The 23,215-nt window shown below is 66.7% G+C and carries 18 protein-coding genes; 11 read left to right on the forward strand and 7 right to left on the reverse strand.

Annotated features, from left to right (window positions below):
• Positions 1–16 precede the first annotated feature (16 nt).
• Positions 17–2,602, forward strand: a complete 2,586-nt coding sequence (gene clpB / locus AC07M7_RS03605; protein WP_495206756.1) for an ATP-dependent chaperone ClpB — start codon at positions 17–19, stop codon at positions 2,600–2,602.
• A 72-nt stretch (positions 2,603–2,674) separates the two neighbouring features.
• Here the strand turns inward: clpB and AC07M7_RS03610 are convergent, their stop codons facing one another.
• From AC07M7_RS03610 to AC07M7_RS03620, 3 genes are all read right to left on the reverse strand, one after another.
• A complete protein-coding gene (locus AC07M7_RS03610) occupies positions 2,675–3,475 on the reverse strand; it encodes a MipA/OmpV family protein (RefSeq protein WP_495206757.1) in 801 nt (266 codons plus the stop codon).
• A 140-nt stretch (positions 3,476–3,615) separates the two neighbouring features.
• Positions 3,616–4,905 (reverse strand): ATP-binding protein, encoded by a 1,290-nt coding sequence (locus tag AC07M7_RS03615; protein ID WP_482998732.1) that lies wholly within the window; start codon positions 4,903–4,905, stop codon positions 3,616–3,618.
• Positions 4,902–5,639 (reverse strand): winged helix-turn-helix domain-containing protein, encoded by a 738-nt coding sequence (locus tag AC07M7_RS03620; protein WP_482998731.1) that lies wholly within the window; start codon positions 5,637–5,639, stop codon positions 4,902–4,904. The genes AC07M7_RS03615 and AC07M7_RS03620 overlap by 4 nt, the downstream gene beginning before the upstream one ends.
• A 181-nt stretch (positions 5,640–5,820) precedes the next feature.
• Here AC07M7_RS03620 and AC07M7_RS03625 point away from each other — a divergent pair, with 181 nt between their 5' ends.
• Complete coding sequence (locus tag AC07M7_RS03625) at positions 5,821–7,107, forward strand: O-acetylhomoserine aminocarboxypropyltransferase/cysteine synthase family protein (RefSeq protein ID WP_046984073.1); 1,287 nt, start codon at positions 5,821–5,823, stop codon at positions 7,105–7,107.
• A 307-nt stretch (positions 7,108–7,414) separates the two neighbouring features.
• On the opposite strand, the gene ybaL is transcribed toward AC07M7_RS03625, so the two are convergent.
• Positions 7,415–9,115 carry a YbaL family putative K(+) efflux transporter gene (gene ybaL / locus AC07M7_RS03630; RefSeq protein WP_006386675.1) on the reverse strand — a complete coding sequence of 567 codons (1,701 nt, stop codon included), beginning with the start codon at positions 9,113–9,115 and terminating at the stop codon, positions 7,415–7,417.
• 170 nt (positions 9,116–9,285) lie between these two features.
• Positions 9,286–11,673 (reverse strand): TonB-dependent receptor plug domain-containing protein, encoded by a 2,388-nt coding sequence (locus tag AC07M7_RS03635; RefSeq protein ID WP_495206758.1) that lies wholly within the window; start codon positions 11,671–11,673, stop codon positions 9,286–9,288.
• Positions 11,674–12,009: 336 nt separating this feature from the next.
• Between AC07M7_RS03635 and AC07M7_RS03640 the strand changes: the two genes are divergently transcribed.
• Positions 12,010–13,875, forward strand: a complete 1,866-nt coding sequence (locus AC07M7_RS03640; RefSeq protein ID WP_495206759.1) for an ABC-F family ATP-binding cassette domain-containing protein — start codon at positions 12,010–12,012, stop codon at positions 13,873–13,875.
• Between the two features lie 75 nt (positions 13,876–13,950).
• Here AC07M7_RS03640 and ampR read toward each other — a convergent pair whose 3' ends face one another.
• Complete coding sequence (gene ampR / locus AC07M7_RS03645; RefSeq protein ID WP_495206760.1) at positions 13,951–14,817, reverse strand: LysR family transcriptional regulator AmpR; 867 nt, start codon at positions 14,815–14,817, stop codon at positions 13,951–13,953.
• Positions 14,818–14,995: 178 nt separating this feature from the next.
• On the opposite strand from ampR, the gene blaL2 reads away from it, so the two are divergent.
• The 3 genes from blaL2 (at position 14,996) to AC07M7_RS03660 (ending at position 17,902) form a co-directional block, all read left to right on the forward strand.
• Positions 14,996–15,907 (forward strand): L2 family extended-spectrum class A beta-lactamase, encoded by a 912-nt coding sequence (gene blaL2 / locus AC07M7_RS03650; protein ID WP_495206761.1) that lies wholly within the window; start codon positions 14,996–14,998, stop codon positions 15,905–15,907.
• 85 nt (positions 15,908–15,992) lie between these two features.
• Positions 15,993–17,207 carry a cation:proton antiporter gene (locus AC07M7_RS03655; RefSeq protein WP_495206762.1) on the forward strand — a complete coding sequence of 405 codons (1,215 nt, stop codon included), beginning with the start codon at positions 15,993–15,995 and terminating at the stop codon, positions 17,205–17,207.
• 53 nt (positions 17,208–17,260) lie between these two features.
• On the forward strand, positions 17,261–17,902 hold the full coding sequence (locus AC07M7_RS03660) for a hypothetical protein (protein WP_253078799.1): 642 nt from the start codon (positions 17,261–17,263) through the stop codon (positions 17,900–17,902).
• A 95-nt stretch (positions 17,903–17,997) separates the two neighbouring features.
• On the opposite strand, the gene AC07M7_RS03665 is transcribed toward AC07M7_RS03660, so the two are convergent.
• Positions 17,998–18,744: a DUF3011 domain-containing protein gene (locus tag AC07M7_RS03665; protein ID WP_253078800.1), complete on the reverse strand. Its 747-nt coding sequence runs from the start codon at positions 18,742–18,744 to the stop codon at positions 17,998–18,000.
• 157 nt (positions 18,745–18,901) lie between these two features.
• Here AC07M7_RS03665 and aspS point away from each other — a divergent pair, with 157 nt between their 5' ends.
• The 5 genes from aspS (at position 18,902) to AC07M7_RS03690 (ending at position 23,157) form a co-directional block, all read left to right on the forward strand.
• Positions 18,902–20,653, forward strand: coding sequence for an aspartate--tRNA ligase (aspS, locus tag AC07M7_RS03670; RefSeq protein WP_495206763.1), 1,752 nt, complete (start codon positions 18,902–18,904; stop codon positions 20,651–20,653).
• A gap of 16 nt (positions 20,654–20,669) precedes the next feature.
• Positions 20,670–21,002 carry a DNA primase gene (locus AC07M7_RS03675; RefSeq protein WP_253078802.1) on the forward strand — a complete coding sequence of 111 codons (333 nt, stop codon included), beginning with the start codon at positions 20,670–20,672 and terminating at the stop codon, positions 21,000–21,002.
• Between the two features lie 32 nt (positions 21,003–21,034).
• Positions 21,035–21,556 (forward strand): GNAT family N-acetyltransferase, encoded by a 522-nt coding sequence (locus tag AC07M7_RS03680; RefSeq protein WP_495206764.1) that lies wholly within the window; start codon positions 21,035–21,037, stop codon positions 21,554–21,556.
• 75 nt (positions 21,557–21,631) lie between these two features.
• Entirely contained in the window at positions 21,632–22,264 is a 633-nt protein-coding gene (locus tag AC07M7_RS03685) for an esterase/lipase family protein (RefSeq protein WP_012511900.1), read from the forward strand.
• A 161-nt stretch (positions 22,265–22,425) separates the two neighbouring features.
• Positions 22,426–23,157 (forward strand): YebC/PmpR family DNA-binding transcriptional regulator, encoded by a 732-nt coding sequence (locus AC07M7_RS03690; protein ID WP_006386270.1) that lies wholly within the window; start codon positions 22,426–22,428, stop codon positions 23,155–23,157.
• Positions 23,158–23,215: the final 58 nt, after the last annotated feature.

Raw genomic sequence — 23,215 nt, forward strand, 5'->3', positions numbered from 1 at the left:
CCGATGAGGATTCGCAATGCGGATGGACAAGCTCACCTCGCGTTTCCAGCAGGCGCTGGCAGACGCACAGTCGCTGGCCGTGGGCCGCGACAACAGCATCATCGAACCGGTTCACCTGTTCAGCGCGCTGCTGGACCAGCAGGGCGGCAGCACGCGCCCGCTGCTGGCCCAGGCCGGGGTGAACGTGCCGGTACTGCGCGAGCGCCTGACCGAGGCGCTGGATGCGCTGCCCAAGGTGTCCGGCCAAGCCGGCAACGTTTCGATGGGCAATGACCTGGGTCGCCTGCTCAACCAGACCGACAAGCTGGCCCAGCAGAACGGCGATGCCTTCATTGCCAGCGAGTGGTTCGTGCTGGCCGCGCTGGACGACAGCGGCACGCTGGGCATGGCGCTGCGCGCCGCCGGTGCCGACAAGACCCGCCTGCAGGCCGCCATCGACAAGCTGCGCGGCGGCGAGAACGTGCAGTCGGAAAATGCTGAAGAACAGCGGCAGGCGCTGGAGAAGTACACCATTGACCTGACCGCACGTGCCGAGAGCGGCAAGCTCGATCCGGTGATCGGCCGCGATGAAGAAATCCGTCGCACCATCCAGGTGCTGCAGCGCCGGACCAAGAACAACCCGGTGCTGATCGGCGAGCCGGGCGTGGGCAAGACCGCGATCGTCGAAGGCCTGGCCCAGCGCATCATCAACGACGAAGTGCCCGAAGGCCTGCGCGGCAAGCGCGTGCTGTCGCTGGACATGGGCGCGCTGATTGCCGGTGCCAAGTTCCGCGGTGAGTTCGAGGAACGCCTGAAGGGCGTGCTCAACGATCTGGCCAAGAGCGAAGGGCAGATCATCCTGTTCATTGACGAGCTGCACACCATGGTCGGCGCCGGCAAGGCCGACGGTGCGATGGATGCCGGCAACATGCTGAAGCCTGCGCTCGCACGCGGCGAGCTGCACTGCGTAGGTGCCACCACGCTGGACGAGTATCGCAAGTACATCGAAAAGGATGCCGCGCTGGAGCGTCGTTTCCAGAAGGTGTTCGTGGGCGAGCCGTCGGTGGAGGACACCATCGCGATCCTGCGCGGGCTGAAGGAAAAGTACGCGGTGCACCATGGCGTGGAGATCACCGATCCGGCCATCGTGGCGGCGGCGACCCTGTCCAACCGCTACATCACCGATCGCCAGCTGCCGGACAAGGCCATCGACCTGATGGACGAGGCTGCTTCGCGCCTGCGCATGGAGATCGACTCCAAGCCGGAGGAACTGGACCGCCTGGAACGCCGGGTGATCCAGCTGAAGATCCAGCGCGAGATGCTGAAGAAGGAAAAGGACGAGGCCTCGCGGCAGCGCCTGGCCGATCTGGAAAACGACATCGATGGATTGGAGCGCGAGTTCTCCGACCTCAATGAAATCTGGAAATCGGAGAAGGCCGCGCTGCAGGGTGCAACCAAGATCAAGGAGCAGGTCGAGCAGGCCAAGCTGGAGCTGGAATCCGCGCAGCGCCGCCAGGATTTCGCACGCATGAGCGAGATCCAGTACGGCCTGCTGCCGCAGCTGGAAAAGCAGTTGGCCGCCGCGCAGGAAGCCGAGCACAAGGACTTCAAGCTGGTGCAGGACCGGGTCACCGATGAGGAGATCGCCGAGGTTGTCTCGCGCTGGACCGGCATTCCGGTCAACAAGATGCTCGAAGGTGAGCGCGACAAGCTGCTGCGCATGGAAGAGGTGCTGCACAACCGCGTGGTCGGCCAGGAGGAAGCGATCAAGGTCGTCTCCGACGCCGTGCGCCGCTCGCGCGCGGGCCTGTCCGATCCGAATCGTCCGGCCGGTTCGTTCCTGTTCCTCGGCCCGACCGGCGTTGGCAAGACCGAGCTGTGCAAGTCGCTGGCCGAGTTCCTGTTCGACAGTGCCGACGCGATGATCCGCATCGACATGAGCGAGTTCATGGAGAAGCACAGCGTCGCCCGCCTGATCGGTGCGCCCCCGGGCTACGTCGGTTACGAAGAGGGTGGTTACCTGACCGAGGCGGTGCGTCGTCGTCCGTACTCGCTGATCCTGCTCGACGAAGTGGAGAAGGCCCATCCGGATGTGTTCAACATCCTGCTGCAGGTGCTGGACGATGGCCGCCTGACCGATGGCCAGGGCCGTACCGTGGATTTCCGCAACACCGTCATCGTGATGACTTCGAATCTGGGCTCGCACCAGATCCAGGACATGAGCAGTGATGACAGCCCGGAGGCCTACACGCAGATGAAGGCGGCGGTGATGGGCGTGGTGCAGGCGCACTTCCGTCCGGAGTTCATCAACCGCCTGGACGACATCGTGGTGTTCCACTCGCTGGACAAGCAGCAGATCAAGCAGATCGCGCGCATCCAGATGCGTGGCCTGGAGAAGCGGCTGGCCGAGCGTGGGCTGAAGCTGGTGGTGTCCGATGCGGCGTTCGATCTGCTCGGCAACGTCGGCTTCGATCCGGTGTACGGCGCACGTCCGTTGAAGCGTGCGATCCAGGCGCAGCTGGAGAACCCGCTGGCGCAGAAGATCCTGTCCGGCGCCTTCGTCAACGGCGATACCATCGAAGTCGGCAACGACGGCGGCCACCTGGTGTTCGCCAAGGCGTGATTCACACGGGGCGCTGCCTGGTCGCAGCGCCCCGTTTCCTGCGTGTAGCACCGGGTCACACCCGGCGTCCCCTCAGAAGCGGTGCGTGTATCCGCTCATCAAGCCGAACTGATTCGGCTTCTGCACGATCGGGCTGTCGGCCGCATCGCCGAGCAGGCGCGTGCCTTCCGCCGAGATGTACCAGTTGCCATTGCGGCCCACGCGGTGGCTCCACTTCAGGCCAAGCCGGGCACTGACCAGGCCTGCTTTCGGCTTGTGCTGGGCAAATCCTGTGCGCGCTGCCTGTTCTGGACTCACGCCGTACCAGGTCTGCATGTAGCCGCGATTGCCGTACTCGGTGGCGACACTGCCACTGACCACACCACCGGCAAAATCGAACAGCGGCATCGACAGGCTCAGCTGCATCTGCTGGGTGGCCAGGCCGTTGTCACCCTTGTCTTCATCCTTGCGGGTGAACTGCCAGCTGCCGCTCAGCACGGCTTCGCCCAGCGTATAACCAGCCGAGAGGCCGACCAGGGGACGGGTACGGATATCACCCATGCCGCGCAGGAAGTCCGAACCGCCGAGCGCGGAGTCCTTGTCGCGGCGGCTGCCGCTGGCACCGATGTAGGCACGCAGGTGGGTGTGTTCGCCGATGGCCGTACCCCAGCCGAGGCCACTGGTGCCCAGAAACCAGCCACCGGGTGACATGGCATCGAAGGACAGCATGGGCGACGCCTGGTACTCCTTGCTGCCGCTGTAGCGCGGTGTCGCACCGGCACCGGCGGCGACTTCGAAGGTCCAGTGGTCATCCTTGGCGTGGGCGATCGGCGCGGCGAACAACGGCAGCAGGGCGAGGCAGAGCAGGGTGGGGGTACGGTGACGCAGGGACATGGGCACTCTCGACGAAGGGAGGAATGCAGCACGCGCATCCGGCGAGTGCTGCAGGGTCGCTAGCGTGGCGATACGCCAGCGGCCGTTCCCTCCGCAGTTGTGCGGGAGTTGTAATCAACTGTAATCGCGCCCGTGGGCGTTCAGCTGGCAGCCAGCGGCCAGTGCATTTCGAAGCGTGCGCCGCCCAGCGTGGCGCGGCTGATGTGCAGTTCCCCGTCATGGCGTGCCGCGATGCGGCTGACGATGGCCAGGCCCAGTCCGAAGCCACCGGTATCGCGACTGCGGCTGTCGTCCAGGCGGGTGAACGGGCGGATTGCTTTCTCGCGGTCGGCTTCGGCGATGCCTGGGCCGTCGTCATCCACGCGCAGGCAGGCGCGACCGCCGACGCCGACAAGAGAGACCTCCACCTGCGAGCGCGCATGGCGCAGCGCGTTGCCGACCAGGTTGCTCAGTGCCAGCTGCAGCAGGCGTGGTTCTGCGTCCACCCGCGGCAGTGCGCTGGGTTGCACGCGCAGTACCAGGCCGGCGCGTTCGGCATCGCGGCGCGCATCGGCCAGGCAGGCCTGCAACCAGTCATTGGCTTCGATGCGCTGCAGGGGCTCGGCTTCGTTGGGATGTTCCAGGCGCTCGTAGGCCAGCAGTTCGCTGACCAGTCCGTTGAGCTCGGCCAGGTCACCGTGAAGCCCCTGCGCCAAGCGCGCGCGTCGTGCCGGATCGTCGCTGTCCCGCATCAGGTCCAGGCCGAAGGCCACGCGTGCGATCGGCGTGCGCAGTTCATGCGAGATGGCATGCGTGAGGTCACGCTGGCGCTGCACAAGCTCAGCCACGCGCGCGGCCATGCGGTTGGAATGATCGACAATGACCCGGATCTGCGAGCGTGGCGACACCTGCGCGCGCGCCTGCAGGTCGCCGGCACCGATGCGATCGGCATGCATGCGCAGTGCCTCCAGGTCGCGCCAGAGCAGGCGTACCCAGGCATACAGGCTGGCGCCGACCAGCAGCAGGATGCCGAGGTAGGCAGCGATGGTCATATACGTTGTCATCGACACCGCACCGGGCAGGCGCAGGTGCAGCCAGCGGCCGTCCACGCTGTCGATGGGCAGCAGTACCTGCTGGTAGAGGTCGCGCACGATGAAGCCATCGGCCCGCACCGCCGCCAGTTCCTGCGGGTTGAGCGCGGGAGGCCTGTCGAGCAGGGTCAGGGCGATGCCGTAGTGCGGCTGCCACTGCTGCAGGCGCTCACGCTGCTGTTCTGCATCCAGGCCGGCCAGGCCACTGCGCAGAGCGTACACCTGCCCGCGCACCTGCTGAACGAACACGCGGTCCTGGACGGGCGTGTAGATGCCATCCAGGATGTGGTTGAGGAAGAACACCGAGACCAGGAAACAGGCACCGGTGACGAACCACAGCCACAGGAACAGGCGCTTCACGCCGACCAGGCCGAGGGGTTGAACTGGTAGCCCCGGCCCCACACGGTCTTGATCCGGCGCGGTTCGCGCGCGTCATCGCCCAGCTTGCGGCGCAGCTTGCCGATGCTGACGTCGACGCTGCGGTCCAGCCCATCGAAGCCGATGCCGCGCACCGCCTGCAGGATCTGGTCGCGCGAGAGGATCTGACCCGGCTGGCTGGCCAGCAGCCACAGGATCTCGAATTCGGTGGTACCCAGCTCCACTGCCAGGCCGTGCAGGTGAACGTCGCGCTGCATGCGATCGATCAGCAGTCCGCCGTGCATCAGCCGGCAGGGCGAGCCGGTGCTGCCGCTGCCGTGGCGGCGGCGCAGCAGGGCGCGCAGGCGGGCCAGCAGCAGGCGCGGTTCGACCGGCTTGTGCACGTAGTCGTCGGCGCCGGACTCCAGGCCGAGCACCTGCTCGATGTCGTCCTCGCAGGCAGTCAGCATCAGGATCGGCACGTCGGAGAAGCTGCGGATCTGCCGGCACACGTCGATGCCGCCGAGGCCGGGCAGCATCAGGTCCAGCACCACCAGTTCCGGTGCGTGCTGGCGGCAGGCGGCGCCGGCCAGGTCGCCGCGGGCGATGTGCTGCACGGCGAAGCCATGTTCGTGCAGGTAGTCGCTGACCAGTTCGGCCAAGCGGCGGTCGTCCTCCACCAGCAGCACCGGGGTCGGTGTGCCGCTGGCGGCGGGTGTCCAGGGGGATGACTGCATGCGCTTGGGCCTCCGTGCCCGGGCAGGAGCGCCCGGCGGCGAAGCCTAACAACGGCCCATGACGGCTGCCTGAATCGCGGCCAACCTGATAACCACCGGTACGGGCGTTATCGCCAGTGGCTCTCAGCGGTCTCTGCCGGCTGGCCTATCGTGGCCGTTTCCCCGGATGGAGCCTGGCGCAATGAGCGACCCGCAGTGGCAACTGGAAACCCTGGCCGTGCATGGCGGCTATCGTCCCGATCCGACCACCCGCGCGGTGGCGGTGCCGATCTACCAGACCGTGGCATACGCCTTCGATGACACCCAGCATGGTGCCGACCTGTTCGACCTGAAAGTGGCCGGCAACATCTACACGCGCATCATGAATCCCACCACCGATGTGCTGGAGCAGCGCGTGGCGGCGCTGGAAGGCGGCATCGGTGCGCTGGCGCTGGCTTCGGGGCAGGCCGCGATCACCTACGCCATCCAGACCATCGCCGAGGCCGGCGACAACATCGTCGCCTCCAGCGCGCTGTATGGCGGTAGCCTTAATCTGCTGGCGCATACGTTGCCGCAGTACGGCATCCAGACCCGCTTCGCCGATCCGGCCGATCCATCCGCGTTCGCCGCGCTGATCGATGAACGCACCAAGGCGGTGTTCGTCGAGTCGATCGGCAATCCTCGCGGCAACGTCACCGACATCGCCGCCATCGCCGAGGTCGCCCATGCCGCCGGCGTGCCGCTGATCGTCGACAACACCGTGGCCACGCCATTCCTGCTGCGCCCGTTCGAGCATGGCGCCGACATCGTGGTGCATTCGCTGACCAAGTACCTGGGCGGCCACGGCACCAGCCTGGGCGGTGCGATCATCGACTCGGGGCGTTTTGACTGGGCCGCTCAGCCCAAGCGCTTCGCCCGCCTCAACCAGCCCGACCCGAGTTACCACGGCGTGGTCTATACCGAAGCACTCGGACCGGCCGCCTACATCGGCCGCGCGCGGGTGGTGCCGCTGCGCAATACCGGCGCGGCGCTGTCGCCGTTCAATGCGTTCCTGATCCTGCAGGGCATCGAAACCCTGGCCCTGCGCATGGAGCGCATCAACGCCAACGCGCTGGCGGTCGCACAGTTCCTGCAGGCGCACGCAAAGGTGGCCTGGGTGCGCTACGCCGGGCTGGCCGACGACCCCGAGCATGCCGCCGCACAGCGCTATCTGGGTGGGCACGGCTCGGGCGTACTGACCTTCGGCCTGCCTGGCGGGCGCGAGGCAGGTGCACGTTTCCTCGATGCCCTGAAACTGTTCACCCGGCTGGTCAATCTGGGTGATGCGAAGTCGCTGGCTACCCACCCGGCCTCGACCACCCACCGCCAGCTGGACGCCGTCGAGCTGGCCAAGGCCGGTGTCAGCGAAGACACCGTGCGGCTGTCGATCGGCATCGAGCACATCGGCGACCTGCGTGCCGACCTGGAGCAGGCTTTGGCTGGCGCCTGATAGCCACGCGCTTGGTCGTCATCGCCACAGGCGATCACCATCGGCCGTGCAATGCGCTACGGTGGAACTGCCTCTCCAAGGCAATGGAAACGTGGCGATCCAGATCCCCGGTCGATGCGGGTCGACCGGGGATTTTTTGTTTCCGGGGTCAGATCCGCTTTCCTGCGGAAAACGGATCTGACCCCATGCGACGCCGTGTCGACCAAGGTCGACACCTACCAACAGCCGCAGGAAGCCCGCTTTTGTTGTTGCTCTGGCTTTTGCTGTCGCCTTTGCGGGTGCAGGGCGCCGCCCTGCCGCAGAACCCTCACACCACCGGAATGCTGTGCTGGCCCAGGTTGCGATACGGCGGCGTGGCCATCACCATCTCGGCCAGCGAATAGGCCAGCTCGCGCTCGGCCATCACCGTCCCGTCGGCACCATGCTCCAGCAGATGCTTCACCTCGGCATCGCTGTGTGCTCGCGCCAGCAGGGTCAGATTCGGGTTCAGTGCACGCAGTTTGGCCAGGGTCTCGCCGGCTTCCAACGGCTGTGGGATTGCCAGCACGGCGATCTTGGCGCGCTCGGGATGGGCTTCGGCCAGCACCTTGTCCGAGGCCGCACTGCCGCGGATGCCGGGCAGTCCCGCCGCATGCGCTTCGGCGACATGCTCCTTGTTGTCGTCGATGATCATCACCGGCACGCCACGGTCGCGCAGAACCTGCGCCAGCGCACTGCCGACCCGACCGTAGCCGATGACGATGGCGTGGTCGTGCAGGTCCAGCGACGGCCCAGGTGGCAACTCGGTTTCCACCGCGGCCGGCGTGGTTTCCTGGTGCTTCAGCAGCCAGCGGTCGAGCAGGCCGAACACCAGCGGGTTGAGCATGATCGAGATCAGCGCGCCGGCCAGCACCAGAGCCTGCCCGGTGGGCGGCAGGATCTTCAGGGTCACGCCGAGCCCGGCGATGATGAAGGCGAACTCACCGATCTGCGCGAGGCTGGCGGAGATGGTCAGTGCGGTACCGGTGGGATGGCCGAACGCTCGCACGATGAAGAACGCGGCGGCGGACTTGCCGAACATGATGATCGCGGCGGTGGCCAGCACCTGCCACGGGTGCTCGATCAGGATGCTGGGATTGAACAGCATGCCCACCGAGACGAAGAACAGCACCGCGAACGCATCGCGCAGCGGCAGCGAATCGCTGGCCGCCTTGTGGCTCAGTTCGGATTCGTTGAGCAGCATGCCGGCAAAGAATGCGCCCAGCGCAAAGGACACGCCGAACAGCATCGCCGACCCGAACGCCACGCCCAGCGCGATCGCCAGCACCGAAAGTGTGAACAGCTCGCGCGAACCGGTACCGGCAATGCGTTCGAGGATCCACGGAATGACCCGGCGGCCGACCACCAGCATCACCGCCACGAACAGGCCCAGCTGCACGAAGGTCCAGCCGATGCTTGCGAGCACGCTGCCGAGGGTGTGCTGCTCGTTGGCCGCATCGGGACCGAACACGCCGGCCATCACCGGCATCATCACCAGCGCCAGCACACAGGCCAGGTCTTCCACGATCAGCCAGCCGACCGCGATCTTGCCGCGCTGGGTTTCCAGCAGGCGCCGCTCTTCCATCGCCCGCAGCAGCACCACGGTACTGGCGGTGGCCAGCGCGAAACCGAACACGATGCCGTGGATGACCGGCCAACCCATCAAGGCTGCCAAGCCCCAGCCGAGCAGGGTGGCGACCAGGATCTGGCCGATCGCACCGGGAATGGCGATGGCCTTGACCGCCATCAGGTCCTTCAGCGAGAAGTGCAGGCCGACGCCGAACATCAGCAGCATCACCCCCAGTTCGGCCAGCTGGTTGGCCAGCGCCTGGTCGGCGACGAAGCCGGGGGTGAACGGACCTACACAGATGCCAGCAACCAGGTAACCGACCAGCGGAGACAAACGCAGCTTGTTGGCCAGCGCGCCAAAGATGAAGGCGAGCCCCAGGCCAACGGCAACGATGTTGATCAGGTCGGTGTCATGGTGCATCGGCTCTCGCAGAAAAACGGGGGTATCCCGATTTTCACCGATGACGCCAGATACGGCAAACCTTAAATGCGAATGGGGTCAGATCCCTTTTCCCGCAGGAAAAGGGATCTGACCCCGCCACGGAGTTGCCGGCCAGGGGCCGGCACTTCCAGAGAGCCGCCCACCAGCGCTTACCAGGTGTACTTGACCCGGCCGTACACGTACGCGCCGTTGAAGCCGAACGGCGAGTAGTTGCTGTACGGCAGCATGCCGAAGGTCGAGTTCTGCAGGTCTTCGGTGCGGTCCGGGTACTTGTCCAGCAGGTTGTCGGCGCCCACGGTCAGGGTCCAGTTGCTGCTCGGCTTGTAGCTGGCCGAGGCATCCACCACCCAGACGTCGCCGTAGGTCTGGTCGCGCAGCGCGGTGGCCGAGTTGCGCACGGTGAACTTGCCGTAACGGGTCGCCGCCAGGCCCAGTTCCCAGTGATCCGAACGCCAGGTGCCGCTCAGGATCGCCTTGTCGCGCGGGAAGCTGTCCTCGATGCGGCCGATTTCATCGCGGCCGATCAGTGACTGGTTCAGGCCCAGCGTGCCGAACACCGCCGGGGTGCCTCCAACGCGGCGCACTTCGGTGTCGTTGTAGCTGTAGGCGGCGGTCAGTTCCAGGCTGCTGGCGCTGAACGGCACGGTGTAGCTGGAGACGAAGTCGACGCCACGGGTACGCGTATCCAGGCCATTGGTGAAGTACGAGAACGCGGTCACCTGCGGTAGGCCCAGGGTGCCCAGCAGCGCGCTGGTTGCCGCATTGGTGGTGACGCTGGAGGACAGTGCGATACGGTCATCGATGTCGATCTGGTAGGCATCGACGGTGATGTACAGGCGGTCGACCGGCTGCAGCACCAGGCCCACGCTGTAGGAGGTGGAGGTCTCGGCCTTCAGCGGCGAAGCGCCCAGCGCCTGCGCGGCCTGGCTGGTGGTGGGGAAGGTGCCGCGTTCGACGAACACGCCGTTGGTGAACTGGCTGGTCACCGCCTGGTAGCCCTGCTGGGCCAGCGACGGTGCACGGAAGCCACTGGAGGCGGTGGCACGCAGCGCGACCTTGTCGGTGAACGCATAACGCGCCGACAGCTTGCCGGAGAAGCGGTCGCCGAAGTCCGAGTAGTCCTCGTAGCGGCCGGTGACGCCGGCCGAGAATTTCTCGGTCAGGTCCGCTTCCAGACCCGCATAGACCGCGTAGTTGTGGCGGTCGGCATGCACTTCATTGGTCGGGGTGAAGCCGCCGAAGCCCTGCGCGCCGCTGCCGGTGTACGAGTTCAGCTCGCCCGGCTTCTGGTCCCACTTTTCCTTGCGGTACTCACCGCCGAAGGACAGCGTGACCGGGTAGGCCAGGCCCCAGTCCAGCGACTTGGTCAGGTCGGCATTGAAGATGTCCTGCTGGTACTTCAGCGTGCCGTCGTAGAACGAGCGCGGGCTGGTCGCACCCAGGCTGTAGTTGATGCTGTTGCGGGTGTGGAAGTCGAGGGTGTTCTCGCCATGGTTCAGGCTCAGGTCCCAGGTCCAGCCGCTGTCGGTGTTGCCCTTGACCCCGGCCACCAGCGAGCGGTCCTTGGAATACTGGTTGATCTCCGGCACGAAGCCGTCCGGGTAGGTCTGCGCCAGCAGTGCGCCCTGGCTGTTGTGGTTGCGCGAGCGGTAGAACGCGAACGAGGTGATGTCGCGGTTGCTGAGCAGCGCGCTGGCGTAGCCGGTCACGTGGTCGCTGAAATCGAAGCTGGCGTTGACCGAGGCGGCGGTGGCGTCCACGCGCGGGTCGCCGACGATGAAGGTGGTCTGGCCGATGCTGGGGAAGTTGCCGGTGTTCGGCGTTGTGCCACGGTACGGGCCGGCGCGGTTGCTCTCGTCCTGCTGGCTGATCTGGCCGGCGACGTGCACGCGGCCACGGCCGTCGCCGAACTCGACGCCGGTATCGCCGGAGAGCTGGTACTTGTTGCCGTCGCCGGCCGAGTACTGGCCGTAGTCCACCGCCAGGCTGCCACCACTGCCGCTGCCCTTGAGCACGATGTTGATGACGCCGGCGATGGCGTCAGAGCCGTACTGCGCCGACGCACCGTCGCGCAGCACTTCCACTCGCTCGATCGCAGCGATCGGGATCGCATTGATGTCCACGGCCGACGAGCCACGGCCGATGCTGCCGTTGACGTTGATCATCGCCGAGGTGTGGCGGCGCTTGCCGTCGACCAGCACCAGTACCTGGTCAGGCGACAGGCCGCGCAGCTGCGCCGGGCGCACGCCGCTGGTGCCATCGGTCAGGGCAGGGCGGGGGAAGTTCAGCGAGGGCAGGGCGCGCGACAGTGCGGTGGCCAGCTCGCTGGTGCCGGTGGACTGCAGGGCTTCGGGGGTGATGATATCGATCGGCGACTGTGACTCGGCCACCGTGCGGTCGGCCACGCGGGTACCGGTGACGATCACCGTGTCCAGGGTGTTGGCGGCGGTGCCGGCCTGCTGGGCAGCGGCAACGAACGGAGAACCACCGAGTGCGACAGCGACGGCGGCGGCGATCAGGCTGGTCTTGCGGGTCATCGGGATGGGGCTCCGGTTGGCGGGGGCGGCACCGGAATCGACATCACGGGGGTGAGGCGGACGGCGGTTGTTGCGGTGCGCAATACAGGAATTAACGGGATATTCAGCGCCTGTCAAATGCCGGTCATCAGAAAAAACGTTGCAGCAGCAACCATTTAGCCCGGATCGGCACTGACGGGGGAGGGGACCCGGGAGGCGCGCGGCGAGAACGTGGGAGAGAGGAACGTCGGCCGCTGCGCATCCCGGGGCCCGTCAAGTATTCGTTAACGTTAGAATTGCGTCGCAGGAACAGTGCTCACCAGCACATTCCATTCGGTTATATGGACCCCTCCCCCGATGATCTCCCTTCGTAATTTCGCCTTGCGCCGCGGCGAGCGGCTGCTGTTGTCCAATGTCGACCTGACCCTGCATGCCGGTTACCGGGTGGGTGTGGTCGGCCGCAACGGTGCCGGCAAGTCCAGCCTGTTCGCGGCAGTGAAGGGTGAGCTGGAGGCGGACAAGGGCGACGTCGATCTGCCCGGCAAGGTGCGCATCGCCAGCGTTGCCCAGGAAACCCCATCGCTGCCGGACCCGGCGCTGAGCTTCGTGCTGGGCGGTGATACCGAAGTGGCTGCCGTGCTGGCCGCCGAGGCCGATGCCACCGCCCGCGAGGACTGGGAGGCCGTGGCCGAGGCACACACCAGAATGGCCGAGCTCAATGCCTACGACGCCGAAGCGCGCGCCGGCAAGCTGCTGCACGGCCTCGGTTTCCCGGCCGAGACCCATCACCGCGCGGTGTCCTCGTTCTCCGGCGGCTGGCGCGTGCGCCTGAACCTGGCCCGCGCGCTGATGATGCCCAGCGACCTGCTGCTGCTGGACGAGCCGACCAACCACCTGGATCTGGACGCGGTGTACTGGCTGGAACAGTGGCTGCTGAAGTACCCGGGCACGCTGCTGCTGATCTCGCATGACCGCGAGTTCCTCGACAACGTGGCCACCCACACCCTGCACCTGCACGGTGGTGGCGCCAAGCTCTACCCGGGCGGCTACACCGACTTCGAGCGCCAGCGCGCCGAACAGCTGCGCCAGCAGCAGATCGCGCACGACAAGGAACAGGCCGAGCGCGCCCATCTGCAGAGCTTCATTGACCGCTTCAAGGCGCAGGCCAGCAAGGCCGCGCAGGCGCAGAGCCGCATGAAGCGCCTGGCCAAGCTGGCTGGCACCGAGGCGGTACGCGCCGAACGCGAGTTCCGCATCGAGTTCGCGCCGCCGGCCAAGCTGCCGTTCTCGCTGATCCGCCTGAACCACGTCGAGGCCGGCTACGGCAAGGACGCGGTGATCCTGCACAACGTCGGCTTCGGCCTGGAAGCGGGCCAGCGCATCGGCCTGCTCGGCCCGAACGGCGCCGGTAAGACCACCCTGGTGAAGACCCTGGTGGGCGAGCTGGCACCAATCGTCGGCGAGCGCATGGCGCACCCTGACCTGAAAATCGGCTACTTCGCCCAGCACACGGTGGAGTCGCTGCACGAAGGCCAGTCGCCGATGGAGCATTTCCGCGAGATCGCCCCGGACGCACCGAACCAGTCGTTCCGCGATTTCCTCGGCAAGTGGAACTTCCCGGGCGACCGTGCGTTCGAGCCGGTCGATGGTTTCTCCGGCGGCGAGCGCGCGCGCCTGGCGCTGGCGCTGATCGCCTGGCAGCAGCCGAACGTGCTGCTGCTGGACGAACCGACCAACCACCTTGACCTGGAAATGCGCGAGGCGCTGGCTGAGGCACTGGCCACCTTCGAAGGCGCGATCGTGATGGTCTCGCATGACCGCCATCTGATCGGCCTGGTCTGCGATACCTACTGGCGCGTGGCCGATGGCGTGGTCGAGCCGTTCGACGGCGACCTCGACGCCTACGCCGCATGGCTGCGCACCCGTCCGCAGGCGCAGGGCACCAAGGCGCGCATGGAGCAGGTGGAAGAGCCGGTGGTGGTCAAGACCGCGCCGGTGGCGCAGGTGGTGCAGAAGAAGCCGGTGAATCCGCACAAGCTGGCCGCGGCCGAAGCCAAGGTGGCCGAGCTGGAAGGCGCCCTGGCCGAGCTGGACCGCCAGCTGGCTGACCCGGCCAACTACGCCGATGCCACCCGCATGGCGGTGATCGGCCGCGACCGCGAAACCACCGCCGCGCAGCTGGAGAAGGCCGAAGCGGCGTGGATGGAGCTGCTGGAGTCCTGATCACGCAGAAAAGGGGACGGAGGGGATTAAGTCGTTTGTGTCACAAACGACTTAATCCCCTCCGTCCCCTTTTTGTTATGTGCCCTGCGCCTGCAGCCATTCGCGGAACCGCTTCGCTGGCTCGCGTTCGGTACGTGAGCGCAGCCGGGTCAGCCAGTAGCGGCCAAGATCCAGCGTGGTGCCGAATGGCTTCAGCAACCGGCCTTCAGCCAGTTCCTGCTCGAACATGCGCAACGGCAGCAGTGCCACGCCGGCGCCACCGATCGCGGCCATGGCAACGGTCAACGACGAATCGAATACCGGCCCGCGTGCTTCCAGGCCACTGATCCCGGCGGCCTGCAGCCAACGCGGCCATTCGTCGCTGCGGTAGGAGCGCAGCAGCGGCAGCGTGCCCAGGTCGCGTGGCTGCTTCAGCCGCCGCACCAATGCCGGCGCGCACAGGGGTGCGAACGGCGCATCGAGGATCGCCGTGCAGGCCTGGCCCTGCCAGTCGCCGTCGCCGAAACGGATCGCCAGATCCAGGCCTTCGCCGGCCAGGTCGATGCGGTTGTTGTGGGTCTGCAGGCGCAGCTCGATATCCGGATGCGCGGCCTCGAATGCGGCCAACCGTGGCAGCAGCCAGCCGGTGGCGAAGGTACCGACCACGCCCAGGGTCAGCACCTCGCGCGCCGGGCCGCCTGTGTAGCGCGCGATGCTGGCCGAGATACGCTCGAATGATTCATTGAGCACCGGATACAGCGCCGCGCCCTCGTCGGTGAGTGCCACGCCGCGCGGCAGGCGATGGAACAAGCGGATGCCGAGACGATCTTCCAAGCCGCGGATCTGGTGGCTGAGTGCGGCCTGGCTGACACACAGCTCCAGCGCGGCGCGGGTGAAGTTCTGGTGGCGTGCGGCCGCCTCGAAGGCACGCAGGGCGTTCAGCGGCAGGGTTGGGTGCAGCATCCGGGGAGTCGTGAGTCAGGGTGATGGCTGATCCTACCTGCTCAATGCAAATTCCAGGAGAATTAATGGGTTGATTGCGACAGGCATGAATTAAGCTAATGTCTTCCGCTGATTTTTCGCGCTGGTCGCCTGCGTGCGAGGCTTCAATAATCGAACGGTCCCCCCAGGAGAACCCCGCATGCTCGCCCGTCGCCGAATCCTCCAGTTCAGTGGTGCTGCCGTGGCTTCCTCGCTTGCTCTTCCGTTGCTGGCACGCGCGACGGGCAAGACCACCGCCAACGCGCCCGCCGAAGCAGCGATCACCGCCGCCACCGACTTCGCGACGCTGGAAAAGGCCTGTGCGGGCCGCCTTGGCGTAACCCTGCTAGATACCGCCAGCGGCCGCCGCATCGGCCATCGCCAGGACGAGCGTTTCCCGATGTGCAGCACGTTCAAGAGCGTGCTGGCCGCCACCGTGCTCAGCCAGGCTGAGCGCACTCCCACGCTGCTGGACACGCGCGTCCCGGTGCGCGATGCCGACCTGCTCTCGCATGCGCCGGTCACCCGTCGCCACGCCGGCAAGGACATGACCGTGCGTGACCTGTGCCGGGCGACGCTGATCACCAGCGACAACACCGCCGCCAATCTGCTGTTCGGCGTGGTCGGTGGCCCGCCCGCGGTGACCGCCTTTCTGCGCGCCAGTGGCGATGCGCTCAGCCGCAGCGACCGGCTCGAGCCTGAGCTGAACAGCTTTGCCAAGGGTGACCCACGCGATACCACCACGCCCGCGGCGATGGCCGCGACCCTGCAACGGGTGGTGCTGGGCGAAGTGCTGCAACCGGCCTCGCGGCAGCAGTTGGCCGACTGGCTGATCGACAACGAAACCGGTGATGCCTGCCTGCGCGCGGGCCTGGGCAAGCGCTGGCGGGTCGGCGACAAGACCGGCAGCAATGGCGAAGACGCGCGCAACGATATCGCCGTGCTGTGGCCAGTGGCCGGCGGCGCACCGTGGGTACTGACCGCCTATCTGCAGGCGGGGGCGATCAGCTATGAACAACGTGCCACGGTGCTGGCGCAGGTGGGGCGGATCGCCGATCGCCTGATCGGTTGAGGTAACCGGGGTCATTCGAAAGTGACTTGCCGGATCGGTCGGGCGCGCGCATCCTGCGCGCCTTCGAACCACATGGATGTCCCCCATGAGCCATGAGCTGATCTACCTGCTGCTGATCTTCGCGTTGCTGGTGATCCCGCGCGCGCTGCAGCGTTTCAGCCTTCCGGCGCCGCTGACCTGCCTGCTGTTCGGCATCGTCGGCATGCTCTGGCTGGGCGACCAGGCGCACGACGCAGTGATCGGCCTGCTGGCCACGCTGGGCATTTCCTCGTTGTTCCTGTTCGCTGGCCTGGAAGTGGACCTGCAGGCACTGCGCCGCGGCATGTGGCCGTTGCTGGCGCATCTGGTGATCCGCAGCGCGACCCTGTTCGGGGTGGGCTGGCTGGCCTGGCGCTACGCGGGGCTGCCGTGGCAGGCCGCCGGCCTGCTGGCGCTGGCGCTGCTGACCCCCTCCACCGGTTTCATCATGGATTCGCTTTCGCGGCTGGGCCTGAGCGAGGACGAGCGGTTCTGGGTCACCAGCAAGGCCATTGCCGGTGAACTGCTGGCACTGGCGGCGTTGTTCATCGTGCTGCAGGCCGGCGATCCGGGGCATATGGCGCTGTCCAGCCTGGCCCTGCTGGCGATGATGATCGGCCTGCCGCTGCTGTTCATTGCGTTGGGGCGCTGGGTGGCACCGCACGCGCCGGGCTCGGAGTTCTCGCTGCTGGTGATGGTCGGCATGGTCGCGGCCTACATCACCTACCTGCTGGGCGTGTATTACCTGGTCGGCGCGTTCATCGCCGGCCTGGTCGCGCGCCTGCTGCACCAGCGCATGCCGCTGCTGGCCTCGCACGAGAACCTGCACGCGCTGCGCCTGTTCGCCTCGTTCTTCGTGCCGTTCTACTTCTTCAATGCCGGCACCAAGGTGCCCAGCGAAGCGCTGAGCTTCGAGGCACTGGGGCTGGGTATCGTGATGACCCTGGTGGTGCTGCCGTTGCGCATCGGCGTGGTCTGGCTGCAGCGCCGGGTGATGTTCGGCGAAAGCTTCCGCAGCAGCCTGCGGGTTTCGCTGGCGCTGGCCCCGACGTTGATCTTCACCCTGGTGCTGGCGGCGATCATGCGCGAGCGTTTCCAGATTCCGGCGGTGTTGTTCGGTGCGCTGCTGCTGTATGCGGCACTGACCACGCTGCTGCCGTCGCTGGTGTTCCGCACCCCGTTCGATGTCGATCCGGTTGAACAGGAGCCGGCGGGCGAGGGCGAGGCGGCACCGGTGGCCGCCACCGAAACGCTGCCGGTGGCGCAGACGGCTGAACGTTGATCGGGGAGCGTGCGCGGTTTGCGCCCACCGGCCATGGCCGTTAGGGTTGGGGCATGAAACTGCCCGCCGCCGTCACCGCCTCCGCCCTCCTGCTCAGCCTCGCTGCGTGTACGCAGCGCTCCGACACGGTCGCCCATGATCTGGCGACCGCACCGGCCGACGCCTTCATGGCCGCCGTGGCCGCACATTGCGGCCAGGCCTACGCGGGCAAGGTGGTGGAGGACACCCCGGCACCCACTGGCAAGGACCCGTTCGCTGGCCAGCGCCTGGTCATGCACGTTCGTGGTTGTGCCGACCCGGCGCATGAGCTGCGTATCCCGTTCCATGTCGGCGATGACCACTCGCGTACCTGGGTGCTGACCCGTACCGCGACCGGCCTGCGCCTGAAGCACGATCATCGCCATGCAGACGGCAGCCCCGATGCGATCACGCTGTATGGCGGCGACAGCACGCCGCCGGGGACCGCCGAGCGCCAGCAGTTCCCGGCTGATACGGATTCGGTGGCGATGTTCCGCCGCGCCGACATGCTGGCGTCGACCCACAACACCTGGGCGATGGAGATCGATCCCGACCAGACCTTCGTCTACGAACTGACCCGACCCGATGGCCGTCGCTTCCGCGTTCAGTTCGATCTGAGCAAGCCGGTGGACCTGCCGCCAGCGCCGTGGGGCGACGAGAAGGCAGCCGCGCCGTGACCCAGGGGGCGGATCCCTCCTGCGGAGGGCACCGACCCCGATGCTGAATCCAAGGGTCAGCGCCCTGGCCGTCGGCCAGGGATCCGACCCTGCACTCAACGCGTGCCGAATCGGGCCCGGCAACCGTTGCTTACCCACACCTGGCCACGCGAGTAACCCCAGCTGCGGCCTTCCTGGCAGGCGCTGCCGGACAGTTGCTGCTGCAGCACCGGCCGGCCCTGGCGCTCATCCCAGTCGCAGGTCTGCGAGCGGTTGTTGTTGCTGCTGCAGGTGACCGAGTAGTTGCGATCACCACCGCCACCCCAGCCGCCGCCACCGCCGCCCCAGCCGCGGGCCTCGGCGAACTCCGCACGGCAGCCGCCGCTGACCCAGATCGCGCCATTGCGCACGCCCCAGGTGCGGCCTTCATCGCAGGGGCTGCCGGACAGTTGGCGGACCATGCGGGCATTGCGCCAGCCGACCTGGCAGCTGCGCTCGCGGTTGTTCTGACTTTCGCAGCGGATCGTTTCGCCCGGGCGGCCGTTGCCGCCCCCCCAGCCACCGCCGTTGCCGCCGCCCCAGCCGCCGCGGGCCTCGACGAATTCGGCGCGGCAGCCGTTGGTGACCCAGATGCTGCCGTTACGGCTGCCCCAGGTTCGTCCTTCATCACAGTCCGAGCCGGACAGCTGGCGGACCAGCTGCGCTCCGCGCCAACCGGTGTTGCAGACCCGTTCGCGGTTGTTTTGGCTTTCGCAGCGGACCACGCCGCTCTGCGCATGCGCGGAAGGGGCGGGCAGGGCAAGGGTGCCCAGTGCACCCAGGGTGAGGCTCACGGCCAGGCTGGCCAGGGACAGCGGTTTCATGGCGGCATCCCATACGGTGGCAGGTGCCCGACTATAGGGAGAGGGGCGATCAAGCCGGTGTGACTGGCAGGATTTGCCCCGGCCGGGGCCTCGGCCGCAGAATACGAGGCTTTCCGGCCTCCATCGGGCGCCGGCGTTCTCCAGCGGAGCTTCCCCCATGCGTACCCACTTCTGCGGCCTGGTCGATGAGACCCTGATTGGCCAGACTGTCACCCTCGCCGGCTGGACCGACGTGGCCCGTAACCAGGGCGGCGTCTGCTTCATCGATCTTCGAGATCATGAAGGCATCGTGCAGGTGACGGTGGAGGTCGACAACGCCGAAGTGTTCGCCGTGGCCGCGTCGCTGGGCTACGAGGACGTGCTGCAGGTGGAAGGCGTCGTGCGCGCCCGCCACGCGGTCAACGACAAGATGCGTACCGGCAAGGTGGAAGTGATCGCCACTGCCATCACCGTGCTGAACAAGGCCGCGCCGCTGCCGTTCCACGCCCACGAGAACCCGGGCGAAGAAACCCGCCTGAAGTACCGTTACCTGGACCTGCGCCGTCCGGAAATGCAGCGCATGCAGCGCACCCGCATCAAGCTGGTGCAGGCCCTGCGCCGCCACCTGGACGAAAAGGGCTTCCAGGACATCGAGACCCCGATCCTGACCAAGGCCACCCCGGAAGGCGCGCGTGACTTCCTGGTGCCGGCGCGCATGCACCCGGGCGAGTTCTATGCCCTGCCGCAGAGCCCGCAGCTGTTCAAGCAGATCCTGATGGTGGCCGGCTTCGACCGCTACTACCAGATCGCGCGCTGCTTCCGCGACGAAGCGCTGCGTGCCGACCGCCAGCTGGAGTTCACCCAGCTGGACATGGAGTTCGCCTTCGTCCGCGAGCGTGACGTGCAGGATTTCGTCGAGGACATGATCCGCGACATCTTCAAGGAAGTGGTCAACGTCGAACTGGATGCAAGCTTCCCGCGCATGACCTGGGCCGAGGCGATGCGTCGCTACGGTTCGGACAAGCCGGACCTGCGCATCGCGCTGGAACTGGTCGACGTGGCGGAGCTGGTCAAGGACAGCGAGTTCCCAGTGTTCACCGGCCCGGCCAACGATGCCGACGGCCGCGTGGCCGCGCTGCGCATTCCGGGCGGTGCGTCGCTCAGCCGCAAGCAGATCGACGAGTATGCCGCGCATGCCGCCAAGTACGGCGCCAAGGGCCTGGCCTACATCAAGATCGCCGACAACGGCGAAGTCAGCTCGCCGATCCAGAAGTTCTTCAGCGAGGAATCCTTCGCCGCCCTGGTCGCGCACGTCGGTGCCGGCAACGGCGACATCGTGTTCTTCGGTGCAGGCGGCTACAACAAGGTCTCCGACTTCATGGGCGCGCTGCGCCTGAAGGCCGGCAAGGACTTCGGCCTGGTCGCCGATGGCTGGGCCCCGCTGTGGGTCACCGACTTCCCGATGTTCGAATGGGACGACGAAGCGCAGCGCTACGTCGCCCTGCATCACCCCTTCACCGCACCGGCGGTGGACGACATCGCCGACCTGCGTGCCGATGCCCGTACCGCCGTTTCGCGCGGCTACGATATGGTGCTCAACGGCAATGAAATCGGCGGCGGCTCGATCCGTATCCACCGTCCGGACATGCAGAGCGCGGTGTTTGAACTGCTGGGCATCGGAGCCGAAGAGGCCCGCGCCAAGTTCGGCTTCCTGCTCGACGCGCTGAACTTTGGCGCGCCGCCACACGGTGGCATCGCCTTCGGCATCGATCGCATTGCTGCGCTGATGGCTGGCACCGAGTCGATCCGCGACGTCATCCCGTTCCCGAAGACCACCGGTGCACAGGATCTGATGACCGACGCGCCGTCGCCGATCGTCGACGTGCAGCTGGCCGAAGTACACATCCAGGTTCGCCCCAAGACCAACTGATCAGGAGATCCAGGCAATGACCGAGTTTGCGTTTTCGCTGGAGTGGGAAAAGCTGGGCAATGAAGGCTCCGAGGCCACCCTGGTCACCGAGCGTGCACGTGTGTTCGGTGGTTGGCTGGTCCGTGTCGGTACCAACCCGGCGGCGATGGCCCTGACCTTCGTCGCCGACGGCGAAGGCCGTTGGGATGGTGAGGACTTCGGCGTCGAGGATTACGAGGACGACGAAGAGGAAGAGTACGACGAGGACGAGGAAGGCGAAGAAGAGGAAGACGGCGAGGAAGAAGAGGACGACGAGGAATACGAAGAGGAAGAGGAAGAAGACGAGAAGGCACCGGCGGAACGGGCTTGACCCGAACCGTTGTCCTGACGTCAACTCGACCCATGTATTCGATCCGCCGCGCTACTGTGGACGACGCGCCGACCCTGTCGGCGCTGGCCGCCCGCACGTTCACCGAAACCTTCGGACATCTTTATCCGCCGCAGGACCTGCAGGCGTTCCTGGATGAGTCCTATACGGTCGAGCGCCAGCGCACCATCCTGGCCCACCCCGATTACGCGGTGTGGCTGCTGGAACTGGATGGGGAGGCGGTCGGCCATGCCGCCGCCGGCCCCTGTGGCCTGCCGCATCCGGACGTGAAGCCCGGTGACGGCGAACTCAAGCGCCTGTACCTGATCAAGACGCAGCAGAGCTGCGGCTGGGGCAGCCGGCTGCTGGAAACCGCGCTGGCCTGGCTGGAACAGGAGGGCCAGCGTACGTTGTGGCTGGGCGTGTGGTCGGAAAACTTCGGTGCGCAGCGCTTCTACGCCCGTTATGGTTTCGAGAAGGTCGGCGAGTACCTGTTCCCGGTCGGCGACACGAACGATCTTGAATTCATCCTGCGCCGCGCACCGCGCGAGGCCTGACGTTCACCGCCGCTTGCTGCGCGCGCGTGTCCAATCACCGTACGTTCCTGCCCCGCTGACCGCCAGGCTGTTTGCATGACTCCCCCCGTATTACTGCTGCATGGCATCTGGAATGCCCGCGCCTGGGTCGGGCCGCTGGCCTGGCGCCTGCGTGCGCGTGGCTTCCAGGTGCATGCGTTTGGTTACTCCTCGGTGTTCGGCGGCCCGGATGTGGCCGTGCCGCAGCTGCTTGAGCGGCTGGCCGATGCCGGCCCGCTGTCGCTGGTGGGCCATAGCCTGGGCGGACTGCTGGCGCTGGAGGCATTGCGTCGCAATCCGCAGCTGCCGGTGCAACGCGTGGTCTGCCTGGGGTCACCGCTGCGCGGCAGCGGCACGGCGCGCTCGTTGTCCGAACACGGCTGGGGCCTGGCCCTGGGCCGCAGCAGCGATCTGCTGCTGGACGGCCTGCCGGACTGGCAGGGCAAAGCCGAGGTCGGCCTGATCGCTGGTTCGGTCCCGCACGGGCTGGGCAGCCTGCTCGGCGCCATTGACGATGCCTCCGACGGTACCGTGGCGCTGGCCGAGACCCGGCTGCCGGGGCTGGCCGACCATTGCGTGGTGCGTACCAGCCACAGCGGCCTGGTGGTGTCTCCGGATGCAGCCCGGCAGACCGCGCATTTCCTCCGTCACGGCCAGTTCCAGCACGGTCGCGACGCCGCCGCCGCGTAAGTCGGTGGTGCGATCGACCTCCATTGGTGGGGGCGAACCGTTGGTTCGCATGCTCTTCGCCTGGTCATACCCGGCGGCATCTGGCCGGCCTCGACACGGTCAACGGGCCCGATCAGGTAGAATCCGCGGCCTTATCCATCAACGCACGTACGGAAAGACCCATGGGTAGAGGCCCCTCCATCGAAAACCGCAAAAACGCGTCTGACGCGAAGCGCGGCAAGATTTTCACCAAGATCATCCGTGAGATCGGCGTTGCCGCGCGCGGCGGTGGAGGCGACCCCAACAACAACCCGCGGCTGCGCGTGGCGATGGACAAGGGCCTGACCGCGAACATGTCCAAGGATGTGATCGAGCGGGCCATCAAGAAGGCCACCGGCGAGCTGGAAGGCGTCGAGTACGAGGAAATCCGCTACGAGGGCTATGCCCCGGGTGGCGTGGCGGTCATCGTCGACTGCCTGACCGACAACCGCGTGCGCACCGTGGCCGATGTCCGCCATGCGTTCAGCAAGTGCGGCGGCAACATGGGCACCGAAGGCTCGGTGAGCTTCATGTTCAAGCGCGTGGGCGTGCTGCATTTTGCCGCAGGTGCCGATGAGGACGCCATTTCCGAAGCGGCCATCGAGGCCGGTGCGGACGATATCGTGGTCTATCCCGAAGATGGCGCGATCGACGTGCTCACCGCCGCAGACAGCTACCACGCGGTCAAGGAAGCGATGGAAGCGGCCGGGCGCACGCCGGATCATGCGGAACTGACCTTCCGTGCCGACAACGACATCAAGGTCGAAGGCGACACCGTCCTGCAGGTCAAGAAGCTGCTGGACATGCTGGAAGACCTCGACGACGTGCAGGATGTGTACTCCAACGCCGATCTCGGCGCGGACGCGTACGCCTGACGGACGCATCACCGGTCGCCTTTGGCGGCCGGTGAGCGGACAATGCGCACCATGATGA

It is taken from the genome of Stenotrophomonas sp. GW821-FHT09E08 (assembly GCF_059416125.1).